Here is a 13,396-nt window from a genome sequence, read left to right as displayed (position 1 = left end):
GCCGCTGCCGGGGCGGGTGCAGCCCGACCTCCGCGCCGGGCCAGAGGTGGCCGACATCCTCGCGGGCCGGGACCCGGTGCTGGAGGCCGCGCTGGACGTCCTGCGGCGCTGAGCAGCCTGCGCCTGCCTGCCCGCCCTAGAATGTCCCCGTGCGCCTCGCCGTCCTCGCGGACATTCACGGAAACGCCGACGCGCTGCGGGCGGTGCTGGCCGACGCGCGGGCGCAGGGGGCCGAGAGGCTGATCGTCAACGGCGACGTGGTGAACCGGGGGCCGGATTCGGTGGAGGCCCTCTCGCTGCTGCTCGCGCGGGAGGACGTGACCTTCACGCTGGGCAACCACGACGACCTCGTGCGGCTGTGGCACGGGCGCTCGGACACGCTGCCGGGAGACTGGTTCACCGATCCCTTCTGGGGCGCGACCGACTGGACGGCGACCGAGCTGGACCGCGCCGGGCTGCTGGACGTGCCGGGCGGCTGGCCGATGACGCAGACGCTGGAGGTGCCTGGCTTGCCTCTGGTCCTCATCGCCCACGGTACCCCCGCCGACTACCGCGAGAGCCTCAGCGAGCGCACCGACCCCCGGCGGGTGGCCGAACTCGCGGCCGGGTTGGGGGGTGGGGCGGGCGTGCTGGTGGGCTCGCACATCCACCGCCCGGCGCGGGCCACGCGCGGCGGCGTGCTGGTCCTGAACACCGGGGCCGCCGGAACCCCGATGGACGGCGACCCCAGGGCGCAGTACCTGCTGCTCACCGCCGCGCCGGGAGGCTGGGTGCCCGAGCTGCGGCGGGTGCCCTACGACCGCTCCGGGGTGCTGCGCCGCTTTGAGACGAGTGGGCTGCTGGGCACCGGGGTCAGCGCCGAGATCTTCCGCGACGAGGTTCAGACCGCCCGTAGCCTCTACACGCCCTACTGGGTCTGGACCGGGGAAGGGGGTCTGCCCCGCGACGCCGCGACGTGGGCGGCGTTCCGGCAGGGCGTGGGGCAGTGAGCGGCCCCCGTTGTCAGAAGTTCGTGTGAACCCCCCTCCTATACTCGCCGGGACATGATTGAACCTTCTCTCGCCCTGTACGGCGACGCCTTCGAACGGGTGGACGGGCATCTGGAAGAGTTGCTGGGCGCCACGGGCGTCCGCTACTGCCTGCTCGTTGACCGCAAGGGCTTCGTGCTCTCGCACAAGGAGGCGCTGTGGGCGCCCCGGCCTCCCGCGCTCGACAGCGTCGCCACCCTGGTCGCCTCCAACGCCGCCGCCACCGCCGCCCTGGCGAACATGCTGGGCGAGCGCACCTTCAGCGAGCAGATTCACCAGGGCGAGCAGGGCACCCTGTACGTCGAGTCGGTGGGCGACTCCGCGCTGCTGACCCTGATTTTCGACGTGTCGGTGCCGCTGGGCCGCGTCAAGGTCCACACCAAGAAGACCATCGCGCAGGTCGCGGCGATCCTGGTCGAGCTGGAGGCCGCGCCGCCCGTGCAGTTCAGCGACGACTTTTCCAGCGGGGCCAATGCCCTGCTCGACGACCTGTTCGGCTAAGGACTGCGGTTGGCCGAAGCAGGTCAACCCGAGCGAGGCGAGTGGGAGCAGGGACGCCCAGGCACAGGTTTGGCCGGGCGGGCCCCCTCACGGTAGACCGGAAAGCTGGAGCCTGGGCGTACAGGCGAGGGAGAGACACAGCATGAGCACCATCAACTTCGCGGCCCGCGAGATCAACTGCAAGATCGTCTATTACGGTCCCGGCATGTCCGGCAAGACGACCAACCTGAGGCACGTCTTTTCCAAGGTGCCCGGTCACCTGCGCGGCGAGATGGTGTCCCTCGCCACCGAGGACGAGCGCACCCTCTTCTTCGACTTCCTGCCGCTGGACCTCGGCACCGTGCAGGGCTTCAAGACGCGCTTTCACCTGTACACCGTGCCGGGGCAGGTCTTTTACAACGCCAGCCGCAAGCTGATCCTGCGCGGGGTGGACGGCATCGTCTTCGTGGCGGACTCGTCCCCCAACCGGCTGCGGGCCAACGCCGAGAGCATGCGCAACCTGCGCGAGAACCTCGCCGAGCACGGCATCGACGTGCGCGAGGTGCCCATCGTCTTGCAGGTCAACAAGCGTGACATCGAGGGGGCGCTTCCCACCGACATGATCCGCGCGGTGATCGACCCCAGAAGGGAACTGATTCTCTTCGAGGCGACCGCCCACAACGGCGGCGGCGTCTTCGAGACGCTCAAAAGCGTGAGCAAGCTGGTGCTGGACCGGCTGTCGCAGAACAAGTAGCGTGTGGGGCGTGGCTTGTCGTGTGTAGAACGTGTGGAAAAGGAGGAAGGTGGGAGACGTTGTTCGCGTCTCCCACCTTCTTTGGCCCTGAGCCAGACGCTGCGAGCTACGAGCCGCTCTCCTCCTCGGTGCCCGGCAGCGGCGTGGTGCGGGGCGGGCCGCCGTCGATGCCGCCCGACCCGGCGATGGGGGCGCCCCCCACCTCGCCGCCCGCGTCCTGGCTGGGGTCCGCGAGGCGGGTGGTGCTGTCACCGAGGTCGGCACTCACCACGCTGAAATCGGAGAAACTGCCGGGCACGCCGTCGTCGAAACCGGGCTCGTCGTTCACGTTGTTCGGCACGAAATCGGTCCCGTAGGCCGCCGCGTTGTCCAGCATCTCGGTGCGGATGTCCGGGTCGATGCCGTCGTCGTAGACCACGCCCGCCCCGGCCAGCGCGTCGCTGCCGCCCTCGCCCACGCGCCCGCCCGAGACCTCGCCGGAGACGGGAAAGTCGGCGTCCACCCCGGCCACGTCGCGGACCATTCCGGCGTTCGCCTGGGTGTCCTGGTGGGCGGGGTCGTCGTCCTCCGGCAGCGAGTAGTCCATCGTGGCCGCGCCCGTGATGCTCTCGCCGCCCACGGGGCGCAACTCGGCGTCGCTGAGCTCCCGGTCGCCTTGCCCGAACTCCTCGGTGGTGACGGTGCGGTCCTCCTGCACGGGGTCGGCGGGCCCGTCGTCGATGGACGGGTCGCGGCGGATGGGGGCATTGGGATCGGTCATGGGGTTCCTCCTGTGGGTCCGCGTTCCTGATGGACACGGGCCGCGCTGCCCCGATTACAGGCCACGCCCGGCCCCGCCCGGTGAGGAATTCGGAAACGCACGTTGGCGCATCTGTCCCCGCTCTGTCCCTGCTCTGTCCCCGCGCGGCCTTAAGCCGCCTGTCACCGCTCCCGGCGCCGCGCTGCCTACAGTGACCGTCTGACCGGAGGCCGCCGCGCCCCCGCGAGCCCCCCCCGCAGGACCACAGGAGGAGTTATGGCAGAAGAAGTGCAGATGACGGCCGAGGGCTTCCAGCGCCTTCAGGACACGCTGGACAGGGAACGCCAGCGCCGCGACGACGCGGTCGCCCAGATCGCCGCCGCCCGCGACGACGCGGTGGACCTCGAGGACCGCAACCTCGAGACCGCCCAGATCGACCTGCCCAGCATGGAGGCCCGCATTCTGGAGCTGGAGGACGTGCTGGCCCGCGCCGTCATCGTGGAGGGCACGCCCGACCAGGACGGCCGGGTCGCCTTGGGGTCCAGGGTTGTCCTGCGCGACGACGAGCATGACCGCGAGCTGGAGGTGCGCCTCGTGAGCGCGGTCGAGGTGGACGCACTCGCGGAAGGCGCCGCCCAGGTCAGCGAGGACAGCCCGGTCGGGCAGGCACTGATGGGCCGCCGCGTGGGGGAGAGCTTCGAGGTCACGCAGGGCGAGCGCCAGCTCCGGTACACCGTCAAGAGCGTGGGGTAGGGCCGGGGAGGGGGCGGGAGGGCGAGCTGGCATGAAGGCGGCTCGCCCTCCCGCTTGTGTGGGCGTGAGCACAGCGTCTCTGGCTCCTCCCTCCTTGCGGGGAACTGGGACAGCTCGCACCGCGAGAGGCTGGGACTCGCAGAGCTGCGGAGCAGAGGGGGTGGGCAGCAAGCCACCCATTCTGAAAATCAGGGCCACGATCAGAGATGAGGGACTTGCCCGTGTTCCCCAGTTTCGCCAGGGAGAGGGGTCAGGACGCCCTCTGGCCGGGAGGGGGTGGGCTTTGTGTCCTACACGTCGCGCCGCTCGAAGGCCAGCGCCGCCAGCACCCCGAAGCCCGCCGCGTAGATCAGCAGCAGGATCAGCCCCGAGGCCACGTCCGTCTGCCGGGCGTACAGGTCGAAGTGGCTGGTGGGCAGCAGGCGCTGCACCCACTCGGGAAAGACCGCGAACAGGCGCAGGATGTTCAGGGTCGCCAGCGTGGCGAGGGCGGCGGCGGCGGTATTCAGGTACAGCACCCCGAACAGCACCGCGAGGCTGGCGACCGGCAGCAGCATGGCGGCGGCCAGGAGCGAGGCCCGCAGGACCTGCCCCAGCGCCTGCCCCGGCGTGAGCGCCCCGACGCCCTGAAAGAACCCCGGCCCCAGCCCGGTCCCCCCGGTGAACGGCCCCAGCCCCAGCACCAGGCCCGCGAGCAGCGACCCCGCCACCGTCGCCAGCACCAGCAGCAGCGGGTAGAGCAGCGCGACGAGCAGCTTGCCCGTCAGCACGCGGGTGCGGTTGACCGGCCGCAGCAGCAGCGGCGCGAGCGTGCCCCCACTGACCTCCGACCCGATCAGTTCCGCGCACGTCACCGCGATAAAGAGGGGCAGCAGGAACTGCACCAGCACGCCCAGACTGACCGCCGGAAGCTGCCACCCGCTCACCAGTTCCACCCCGAAGAGGGCCTCCACGCGCGGCGCCCAGGGCCACAGCAGCGGCAGCAGGAGGCACACCAGCAGCCCCAGCCGGGCGCTGCGGCGGCGCAGCAGCTTGCGAAGTTCCAGCGCGAAGAGGGTCATAGTAACTCCGATTGAATCCTGCCCCCGGCAGGACGAAATCCGACCGAAGGGACTTGCAAAGCTGCGAAGCAGAGAAGGACAACAACGCGTTCCGGGCGTGGAGTGTCCAGTCCGGTGTTTTCCCGGATTGGACACGAAACAGACGGGATGCGTGTCATACCGCCACCTCCACCCGTTCGCGGTAGTACTCGTAGAGGTCGAAGTGGTCCGGGGCGGCCTCCAGCACCCGGAACCCCCCCTGGCTCAGGTGCGCGAGCGCGTCGGGCACCCGGTCCTCGCCCCCGAGGTGCGCCAGCGCGTAGGGCGTGCGGATGCCCACGCCGCTCACGAAGGGAAGGCGCCGCAGCCACTCGGCGGCCCCGGCAGGGTCAGACACCCGGAAGCGGTAGGCCGCCTGCCGCGTCCGCAGGTCCACCGTATCCACCAGCCGCCCGCCCGTCAGGATGCCGACCCGGTGCGCGTAGGTGGCGATCTCGCGCAGGTGGTGGGTGCTGAGCAGCACCGCGCAGCCCTCCGAGGCGAGGTCGGTCACGATGCGGTGAATCAGGCCGATGCCCAGCGCGTCCAGCCCGCTCGTCGGCTCGTCGAGGATCAGGACGCGGGGCCGGGCCAGAATCGCGCTCGCCACCCCCAGCCGTTGCCGCTGCCCCAGCGAGTATTCCCCCACCCGGCGCCCTTCCATCCGGGTGAGTTCCAGCAGCGCCAGCACCTCGCGGATGCGGCCCGTATCCACCCGCCCGGCCCCCGGCGCCATCGCCGCGAGGTCCGCGTGCATCCGCAGGTTCTGGGTCCCGGTGAACTCGGGGTGGAAGCGGGCGGGGGCCTCCACCACCGCTCCCAGCGCGGCGCGGGCACGCGGGCCGTCCCCATGCACGTCGCGCCCGCACAGACGCACCGTCCCCGAGGTCGGAAAGGCCAGCCCGGTCACCGTGCGGATCAGGGTGCTCTTGCCCGCGCCGTTGGGGCCGGTCAGCGCGTAGACCTCGCCGGGCGTGATCGCGAGGTCGATGTCGTGCAGGACGCTGTGGCGCCCGTACCGCTTATGCAGGCCGCGCACCTCCAGGGCGGGGGCGGGCGCTTCGGGGGGAGGCTGGGTCACGCCCGCCAGGGTAGGAGGGCAAGTGCGTCGGGAGTCTTACAAAGGAAAGGGAGAGACCCGCTGGCCTCCCCCTGTGATCTGCCGACCTTCAGAACTTGCCGAAGCGCGTCAGCCGGAACGGCGTCTCGGGCGGAATCCCCGCCATGCTGCGGTCGAGCTGCGCCTGCGTCACCACGAGGTCACCCTCCACCATCGCCAGCGTCGCCGGGAAGCGCAGGCCACGCAGGGGCTCTTCGGCGACGAGCTGGCCCGTTCCGTAGTCCGCCGAGAGGCTGACCTTGCTCACGACCTGATCCTTGTTGCGGGCGACGTAGAGGGTGCGCCCAGCCGGAGACACGTCGAGCAGCAGGCCGTCGCCGTTCGTCAGGCCGGTCATCACCCGGCGCACGGCTTTCGTCCGCAGGTCGATGCGCCACAGCTCGCCGGTGTTGAGCTGCATGGCGAGCAGGTAGCGCCCGTCGGGGGTCGCGGTGATCCCGTTGAGGTTCACGCCGGGGCCGTACCTGATCGGTGTGTTCGCCAGGTCCAGCCACTCCGTCAGGTTCAGGTTGCGGTCCACCCGGAAGATGACGGGCCGGGTGGAATCGGTGACGTACACGTTGCCGTCGGCGGCGGGCGTCAGGTCGTTGATGTACGGGTTGGGCGACTTCGGAGTCTCCAGCACCTTCAGGGTCATGCCGTCGGGGGTCAGGATGCTCACCGTGCCCTGCGCCCCGCCCGCGATCCACAGGCGGCCCTGCGCGTCCACCTTCAGGCCCAGCGCGGCCTGACGCCCCAGCGCTCCGCCCTCCTGGAACTTGCTGACGGCTCCGGTCGCGGCGTTGATCGCGTAGACCGTGCCGTTCACCGCGCTGCCGGTGTAGATCACGCCCCGGCGGGCGTCATAGGCCACGCCCTCGGGGAAGTCCTGGGCGCCGGGCAGGCCATAGTCGCGGGTGGTCAGGCCGTCGCGCACGATCACGCCGCAGCGCTCGCGGGCGCCCGACATGCCCGCCGGGTCGGTCTTGTAGTCGTCGGGGCGGGCGTGGACCACCAGCGTGCGGTTCAGCACCCCGTTCATGCCCGTCAGGCTGAACTTGTCGGTGGTGAAGCTCGCGCGGCCCACCCCGTCGGCGCCCACGTTCAGCATCGGGGCGTCGCCGCCGTGGCCGTACTTGTTCGGGGCCTGCGGGTCGTCGTGGTTCTTGCTCAGGCCGGGGTCGAAGTGCCCGCCCGCGCCGCCGAAGGGGACGACCGTGTTCGTCGCCTCGTCCACGCCCGGGGTGCAGCGCCCGTACTCGTGGACGTGCATCCCGTGCTGCCCGGGCGTCAGGCCGCGCACCTCCACCGTGACCTGCACGCCCATGCCCTGCTGGACGAAGCGGGCGGTGCCCAGCACCTGTCCGGCGGGGTCACGCATCGCCGCCGTGGCGCTGAGGGGCGTGCTGGCCGGGGCCAGCGGCATGGGGGCGCCTGCTCCGCCCGCCACCGCTGCCCCCAGCGCGAGGGCTCCCAGCGCGAGATACCGCTTGGTCTGAAGCTTCATCACTGGCCTCCCGTGTACAGCACGCGGTAAATCACGCCGCTCTGGTCGTCGGTGAACAGCAGGCTGCCGTCGGTGTAGGTCGCCACGCCCGCCACGCGCCCGAACTGCTTCCACTCGCCGCCTTCCTCGTACACGAAGCCGGTGATGAAGGGTTCGATGGCGGTGGGCCGGTTCCCCGCGTCGAAGTTCACGCGGGCGATCTCGTAGCCGCTGGGTTCGCTGCGGTTCCACGAGCCCCGGAAGGCGACGAAGGCGTCGTTGCGGTACTCGGCGGGAAAGCTCGTGCCGGTGTAGAAGTTCATGCCGATCGCCGCCGCGTGCGCCGTGTAGTTCAGCAGGCTGCCCTGGGTCAGGTCGCAGAACTCGGCCTTGGTGATCTTGCCGGGAATCTGGCTGGAGTTGGTGTAGGGGTCAGGGTTGCGGGCGCCGTAGCAGAAGGGCCAGCCGTAGTTGCGCCCCCTCTGGATCACGTTCAGTTCCTCGGGCGGGATGTTGTCGCCGTGCCAGTCGCTGCCCTGGTCCATCCCGTAGAAGGTGCCCGTGACCGGGTGCCACCCGAAGCCGATGGTGTGGCGCAGGCCCCGGGCGTACACCTCGCGCCACTGCCCGTCGGGGCGGATGCGGAGGATGGTCGCCTCTTCCGGGTTCTGGGTGGGGGCGTCGTTGTTGGTGGAGCCGAAGGACGCGTAGAGGAAGCCGTCCGGTCCCCACTTCAGGCCACGGGCGGGGTGCTGTCCGGCGTCGGGAAAGCCGTCGGCGAAGACGCGCGGCACGCTCAGGCCACCGTCGCGGCTCATATCCATCACCCAGATGGTCTTCTCACCCACCGCGTAGAGCTTGCCCTGCCGGACATCCAGCCCATGCACCAGCTTGAGGTTCTGCGCGACCATCCGGCGCTCGCCCGCGTCGAAGAGGCCGTCCCTGTTCACGTCCTTGAGGTACCAGATGTCGCCCTGCGCCCGCCGCGTCAGGTAGAGGCCGCCGTCGGGCATCACGTGCATCATCCGGGCGTTGCCCAGGCCCGTCGCCATCACCTTGATCTGGAAGCCCGCCGGGACCTTCAGCCGGGCGAGCTTGTCCGGCGTGAAGCCCAGGGCGCGGGGCTCGTTGCGGGTGGCCGTCACGGTGACGGGCGGCTCGGGGGCGGGCAGCGGGCGCGGCGTCGGGGTGGTCGTCTGGGCGGGGCCGGGGCCCGTGGGCGAGGCCGAGCCCTGGGCGAGAGCGGCTCCCAGGGCACCGAGCGCGACCGTCAGGGCGGCGAGCATGGGCTTGTGCATGGTTTGTTCCTCCGGTGACCAAAGTCCCATACCGCCGGGTGCGTCCATCTGGCCTCAGCACACCTTCTGAGAGCGGGCACAGGGTCGTCTTAACCCCGAGTCCACTTCCCTCATTCCCTCACGAAGAGCGGCAGCTCCGAGGGCCGCGCCGCGCCCACTTCCACGGCCCGGCGGTACAACTCGCGCACCGCCCGCTCGCCTTCCTCGCCCACGTCGCGGGAAAAGTCGTTCACGTACAGGTCGATATGCGCCTGCATCACCTCGTCGCTCATCTCCAGCGCGTGCTGCCGGATGTAGGCCCTGGGTTCTTCCGGGTGCGCGTAGGCGTAGTCCAGACTCTCCCGCACCGCCGCATTCAGGCCGCGCTGCACCTCTTGCGGCAGATCGCGCCGGACCAGAATCGCCCCCAGAGGCAGCGGCAGCCCCGTCTCGCCCTCCCACCACGCGCCGAGGTCCATCAGTTTGACCAGCCCGTGTTCCTGATACGTGAAGCGCGACTCGTGGATGATCAGCCCGGCATCGTACTCGCCGCGCGCGACAGCGGGCATGACCTCGTCGTAGCGCATCGGCGTGAGGAGCGCGTCCGGGTACGCCAGCCGCAGCAGCAGGTCGGCGGTGGTGAGGTTCCCCGGCGAGGCGACCCGCTTGCCGTTCAGGTCGCCCAGCTCCTCCCGGGCCACCACCAGCGGCCCCACGCCCCGGCCGAGCGCCCCGCCCGAACGCAGGGCGACGTAGCGGTCCATCACCTCGAAGTAGGCGCGGTAGCTGATCTTGGTGACGGGGAGGCGGCCCTCGCGCGCCCACTCGTTGAGGGTCTGCACGTCTTCGAGTCGCTCCTGCACGGGCAGCGGCGCAGGCACCCGGCCCGCGTGCAGGGCGTAGAAGATGAAAGTGTCGTTCGGGCAAAAGGAGTAGCCGAGGTCGAGGGTGGGAGGAAGGCTCATGGAGTCAGGGTACGCCCGTCCCCTCCAATGCCTATGCTGAACCCATGACACTTCTGCGCCGGGTGGTTCTGGGAACCGTGTTCGGGTTGGCTCTCGGGGCAGGTTCGGTTCAGGCGGGGGGCGGGGGAGCGCCGCCTCCACAGGCCGCCGTGCCGTGCGCCCCCGGGTACGTGCGGCCCGATTTTGCCGCGCTGGAGCGGGAACTGGTGGCGGCGCGGGCGCAGTGGGCGCTTGCGGGGGTCCGCAGTTACCGCTACGAGTTCCGGCAGGTGGCCGCGCCCGTTCTCTTTCCCACCGTGCTGGTGCTGGTGCTTGACCGGACGGTCCGGGAGGTGACCCTCGTTGCCGGGGAAAGCGGTCCCGTTTCTCCCCTCGCCCGGGTCACGGTAGAGGGCCGTTTCGACCAGATCGCGCAGACGTTGGCGGCCCAGAGGGGGCAGCCCTGCCCGGTTGTGGAGGCCGAGTATGCCGCGGAGGAGGGTTATCCCACGCGACTCTACAGCGGTACGGGGACTGCGAACGTGGCTGACGGCTGGGGCGAATGGACAGTGACCCGCTTCATCCGGGTGGTGCAGACGCTTCCGGGTGGGTAAAGGCTACTCCACGTCCCGCAGCGCCTCCCGCGCGGCCTCGGCGTCGCGCGCGATCTGCGCCTTCAGTTCGTCCAGCCCACTGAACTTCTGCTCGCCGCGCAGCCGGGTGAAGAACTTGACGCCGACCTCCTCGCCGTAGAGGTCGCCCTCGAAATCGAGGAAATGGACCTCGAAGCGACGCCCTACGCCGTTCACGGTGGGTCGCCACCCCACGTTGGCGACGCCGTGATGGCGTTGCTCGTGCCCCGGCCCGCGTTCGGTGATGGCGACGACCGCATAGACGCCGGGCGGCAGCGCCTTGCCGTCGGGCACGCGCAGGTTGGCGGTGGGCCAGCCGAGCTGACGGCCGAGCCGGTCGCCGGGCACCACCACCCCCTGAGCGTCGTAGTGGCGGCCCAGCAGGCGGCGCGCGCCCTCCACGTCGCCCACGCGCAGGTATTCGCGAATCCGGGTGCTCTTGATGTCCTCGCCGCCGAGCTGGTGCAGCGGCACGGTCACCACGTCACGGGTCACTTCCCGCAGGTCCGCCACCGTGCCTGCCCGCCCGCGCCCGAAATGGAAGTCCTCGCCCACCACAACCGAGCGGGGCCGCAGCGCCCGCAGGTCCTCCAGAAAGGCGTCCTTGGGCCGGGCGGCGAACTCGCGGGTAAAGGGCACCGCGACCGTCTCGTCGATGCCGTAGCGGGCCAGCAGCGCCAGCTTCTCGGGCAGGGTGGACAGGAACTCGACGCCCTGGGTCAGCACGCGGGTGGGCGGGTCGAAGGTGTAGACCACCGTGGGGACGCGGTGCTGCCGCCCCCGTTCCTTGAGCTGGGCGAGCAGGGCCTGATGCCCCAGATGCACCCCGTCGAAGGAACCCACCGCCACGACCGTCTCGGTGTCGGGCCGCCCGGTGGGGGAGACGTAGGTTTTCATGGGCGCCGCTCCGCGAGGCGCTGAAGCCCGTACAGCGCCGCCGCGACCGTGCTCGCGCTTCCCAGGAGGGTGCCGCCCCGCAGGCCGTCGAGTACCGCCTGCGGGGGCATCCACACGACCTCGATCTCCTCGTCCTCGTCGTGGGGGAGTTTGCTCTCGCGGAGTCCTTCGGCGGCAAACACGTACAGCAGCTCGTCGCAGAAGCCGGGGCTGGAGTGGAAGCGGGTCAGCAGCGTCATCTCGCCGTCGAGGCCCACCTCCTCCTGAAGCTCGCGCTGGGCGGCCTCCCCGGGCGTCTCGCCGTCGTCGATCAGGCCCGCCGGGGCCTCCACGGTCAGGCCCCCGATGGCCGGGCGGCGCTGGCGCACCAGCAGCATCTCGCCCGCGTCGTTCAGCGCCAGGATCGCCACGGCGTCCGCGTGCCGCACGACCTCCCACTTGCCCTCCAGCTTCTCCAGCCGCACGATATGGCCGTCGTAGATGACCTGGGTGTCGGTCTGGGTCTGCGTGTCGTTCGCCCCGGCGTCGCTCATGGGGGCAATCTAGCGCCGCCCATGAAGCTTTTGCCCGCTGCCGCTGTCCGCCCGCGCTCTGCCAGACTGGCCCCCATGTTCACCCGCGCCGATCTGGAGGCCCGCGAGGAGGCCACCCTCGCGCCCTACGCGACCCTCAGCCGCGCCGCGCGGGGCCGCGCCTTTCCCGAGCCCGAGAGCGAGACCCGGACCGCCTTTCAGAAGGACCGCGACCGCGTCCTGCACACGACGGCCTTCCGGCGGCTGGAGTACAAGACGCAGGTGTTCGTGAACGTGTCGCTCAGCGGCGGGCAGGGCGACCACTACCGCACCCGGCTGACGCACACGCTGGAGGTCTCGCAGGTGGCCCGCTCGGTGGCCCTGACCCTGGGCCTGAACGAGACGCTGGCGGAGGCCATCGCCCTCGCGCACGACCTCGGGCACCCGCCCTTCGGGCACGCGGGCGAGCGGGCGCTGGACGCGCTGATGCAGGAGCACGGAGCCGCTCCCGACAATACGTTTGACCACAACTCGCAGGCCCGCCGCATCGTGACCGTGCTCGAGGACCGCTACCCCGACTTCCGGGGCCTGAACCTCACCCGCGAGACCCTCGACGGCCTGAACAAGCATGGCCGCGCCGGGCTGGGGCCGCCGGGGCTGGAAGCGCAACTGGTGGACGCTGCCGACGCGCTGGCCTACACCGCCCACGACCTCGACGACGGGCTGCGCAGCGGGCTGATCACCCCGCAGGACCTGACCGCGCTGCCGCTGTGGGCCGAGCTCCTCTCGCGGGTTCCCCCGGCGTCCCCCGCCCTCACCGAGCGCGACCGCCGCACCCTGCACCGCGAGTTGCTGGGCTGGCTGATCGGCGACCTGACGCGGGCCACCCACGTGGCCATCGTGGCGAGCGGCGTGCAGAGCCCGGAGGCGGTCCGCGCCCTGCCGGGGCGGCTGGTGACCTACAGCCCCGGGATGCGCGACCGGCTGCGCGAGACGGGCGAGTTCCTGCGCTCGCGGCTCTACCGCCACTGGCGGGTCGAGATGCAGGTCGAGCAGGGCACCCGGCTGCTGACGGACCTGTTCACGGCGCTGCTGGCCCGGCCCTCCATGCTGCCCCCCGGCGTGCGTGCCCGCGCCGAGGAAGGCGGCCTGCCCCGCGCCGTGTGCGACTACGTCTCGGGCATGACCGACCGCTACGCCGCCGAGCTGCACGCGGCCCTGCGGCCCCCGACGCCGGGGNCCCGGCTGCTGACGGACCTGTTCACGGCGCTGCTGGCCCGGCCCTCCATGCTGCCCCCCGGCGTGCGTGCCCGCGCCGAGGAAGGCGGCCTGCCCCGCGCCGTGTGCGACTACGTCTCGGGCATGACCGACCGCTACGCCGCCGAGCTGCACGCGGCCCTGCGGCCCCCGACGCCGGGGACGGGCTGGCGCTAGAGCATTTGACAGAATTACGGCCCCCGGGGAAGGGCGCCCCAGGTGCCTCCATTCTGCCCAATGCTCTTCTTCAATTCGCTCGCTCCGCTCGGCCAACGAATGCGGAAACCCACCGCATTCTTATGGCAAATGCTCTAGGCCGGGTCGGGCGCGGCCACCCGTACCCCCGCCGCCTCCAGCGCCCGCCGCAGGTCGCGGGCCACGTCCGCCGCCTCGGCCCCGTCCCCGTGCAGGCAGAGGGTCCGGGCAGGCACCCGCACCGTTTCCCCGGTCACCGCCGTG

At 71.1% G+C, this 13,396-nt stretch carries 15 protein-coding genes and 1 pseudogene; 7 read left to right on the top strand and 9 right to left on the bottom strand.

What is annotated here, in order from left to right; all coding sequences use genetic code 11:
- The first annotated feature begins 149 nt into the window (after nucleotides 1-149).
- The 3 genes from QOL99_RS09290 (at nucleotide 150) to mglA (ending at nucleotide 2,262) form a co-directional block, all read left to right on the top strand.
- Nucleotides 150-989: a metallophosphoesterase family protein gene (locus QOL99_RS09290; protein ID WP_285523232.1), complete on the top strand. Its 840-nt coding sequence runs from the start codon at nucleotides 150-152 to the stop codon at nucleotides 987-989.
- 54 nt (nucleotides 990-1,043) lie between these two features.
- Entirely contained in the window at nucleotides 1,044-1,529 is a 486-nt protein-coding gene (gene mglB / locus QOL99_RS09285) for a GTPase-activating protein MglB (RefSeq protein ID WP_285523231.1), read from the top strand.
- A gap of 142 nt (nucleotides 1,530-1,671) precedes the next feature.
- Nucleotides 1,672-2,262, top strand: a complete 591-nt coding sequence (gene mglA / locus QOL99_RS09280; protein ID WP_285523230.1) for a GTPase MglA — start codon at nucleotides 1,672-1,674, stop codon at nucleotides 2,260-2,262.
- Nucleotides 2,263-2,368: 106 nt separating this feature from the next.
- Here the strand turns inward: mglA and QOL99_RS09275 are convergent, their stop codons facing one another.
- The gene (locus QOL99_RS09275; protein ID WP_285523228.1) at nucleotides 2,369-3,022 is read right to left on the bottom strand and encodes a hypothetical protein; all 654 of its coding nucleotides are present in this window, start codon (nucleotides 3,020-3,022) and stop codon (nucleotides 2,369-2,371) included.
- Between the two features lie 255 nt (nucleotides 3,023-3,277).
- On the opposite strand from QOL99_RS09275, the gene QOL99_RS09270 reads away from it, so the two are divergent.
- Nucleotides 3,278-3,754, top strand: a complete 477-nt coding sequence (locus QOL99_RS09270; RefSeq protein ID WP_285523226.1) for a GreA/GreB family elongation factor — start codon at nucleotides 3,278-3,280, stop codon at nucleotides 3,752-3,754.
- 290 nt (nucleotides 3,755-4,044) lie between these two features.
- On the opposite strand, the gene QOL99_RS09265 is transcribed toward QOL99_RS09270, so the two are convergent.
- The 5 genes from QOL99_RS09265 to QOL99_RS09245 all read right to left on the bottom strand — a co-directional run bounded on the left by QOL99_RS09265 (nucleotide 4,045) and on the right by QOL99_RS09245 (nucleotide 9,660).
- A complete protein-coding gene (locus QOL99_RS09265; protein ID WP_285523225.1) occupies nucleotides 4,045-4,815 on the bottom strand; it encodes an ABC transporter permease in 771 nt (256 codons plus the stop codon).
- A gap of 154 nt (nucleotides 4,816-4,969) precedes the next feature.
- Nucleotides 4,970-5,914: an ABC transporter ATP-binding protein gene (locus QOL99_RS09260; RefSeq protein WP_285523223.1), complete on the bottom strand. Its 945-nt coding sequence runs from the start codon at nucleotides 5,912-5,914 to the stop codon at nucleotides 4,970-4,972.
- 88 nt (nucleotides 5,915-6,002) lie between these two features.
- Nucleotides 6,003-7,439: a superoxide dismutase family protein gene (locus QOL99_RS09255; RefSeq protein ID WP_285523221.1), complete on the bottom strand. Its 1,437-nt coding sequence runs from the start codon at nucleotides 7,437-7,439 to the stop codon at nucleotides 6,003-6,005.
- The gene (locus QOL99_RS09250; RefSeq protein ID WP_285523219.1) at nucleotides 7,439-8,716 is read right to left on the bottom strand and encodes a PQQ-dependent sugar dehydrogenase; all 1,278 of its coding nucleotides are present in this window, start codon (nucleotides 8,714-8,716) and stop codon (nucleotides 7,439-7,441) included. The genes QOL99_RS09255 and QOL99_RS09250 overlap by 1 nt, the downstream gene beginning before the upstream one ends.
- Before the next feature lie 110 nt (nucleotides 8,717-8,826).
- Complete coding sequence (locus QOL99_RS09245) at nucleotides 8,827-9,660, bottom strand: 1,4-dihydroxy-6-naphthoate synthase (protein ID WP_285523218.1); 834 nt, start codon at nucleotides 9,658-9,660, stop codon at nucleotides 8,827-8,829.
- Between the two features lie 44 nt (nucleotides 9,661-9,704).
- On the opposite strand from QOL99_RS09245, the gene QOL99_RS09240 reads away from it, so the two are divergent.
- The gene (locus QOL99_RS09240) at nucleotides 9,705-10,253 is read left to right on the top strand and encodes a DUF6174 domain-containing protein (RefSeq protein WP_285523217.1); all 549 of its coding nucleotides are present in this window, start codon (nucleotides 9,705-9,707) and stop codon (nucleotides 10,251-10,253) included.
- 3 nt (nucleotides 10,254-10,256) lie between these two features.
- On the opposite strand, the gene QOL99_RS09235 is transcribed toward QOL99_RS09240, so the two are convergent.
- A complete protein-coding gene (locus QOL99_RS09235; RefSeq protein WP_285523215.1) occupies nucleotides 10,257-11,168 on the bottom strand; it encodes a bifunctional riboflavin kinase/FAD synthetase in 912 nt (303 codons plus the stop codon).
- A complete protein-coding gene (locus QOL99_RS09230; protein ID WP_285523214.1) occupies nucleotides 11,165-11,701 on the bottom strand; it encodes an NUDIX domain-containing protein in 537 nt (178 codons plus the stop codon). Before QOL99_RS09230 ends, QOL99_RS09235 begins: the two co-directional genes overlap by 4 nt.
- A 75-nt stretch (nucleotides 11,702-11,776) precedes the next feature.
- Between QOL99_RS09230 and dgt the strand changes: the two are divergent.
- Nucleotides 11,777-12,910: pseudogene (gene dgt / locus QOL99_RS09225) on the top strand (dGTP triphosphohydrolase); the annotation flags it as partial.
- Entirely contained in the window at nucleotides 12,887-13,114 is a 228-nt protein-coding gene (locus QOL99_RS17815; protein WP_407650161.1) for a hypothetical protein, read from the top strand. The pseudogene dgt and the gene QOL99_RS17815, both read left to right, overlap by 24 nt.
- Before the next feature lie 134 nt (nucleotides 13,115-13,248).
- Here QOL99_RS17815 and QOL99_RS09220 read toward each other — a convergent pair whose 3' ends face one another.
- Nucleotides 13,249-13,389: a LamB/YcsF family protein gene (locus QOL99_RS09220; protein WP_285523233.1), complete on the bottom strand. Its 141-nt coding sequence runs from the start codon at nucleotides 13,387-13,389 to the stop codon at nucleotides 13,249-13,251.
- Nucleotides 13,390-13,396: the final 7 nt, after the last annotated feature.

It is taken from the genome of Deinococcus rhizophilus (assembly GCF_030271215.1).
Lineage (GTDB): Bacteria > Deinococcota > Deinococci > Deinococcales > Deinococcaceae > Deinococcus > Deinococcus rhizophilus.
This window is presented reverse-complemented; position numbering and strand designations above follow the sequence as displayed.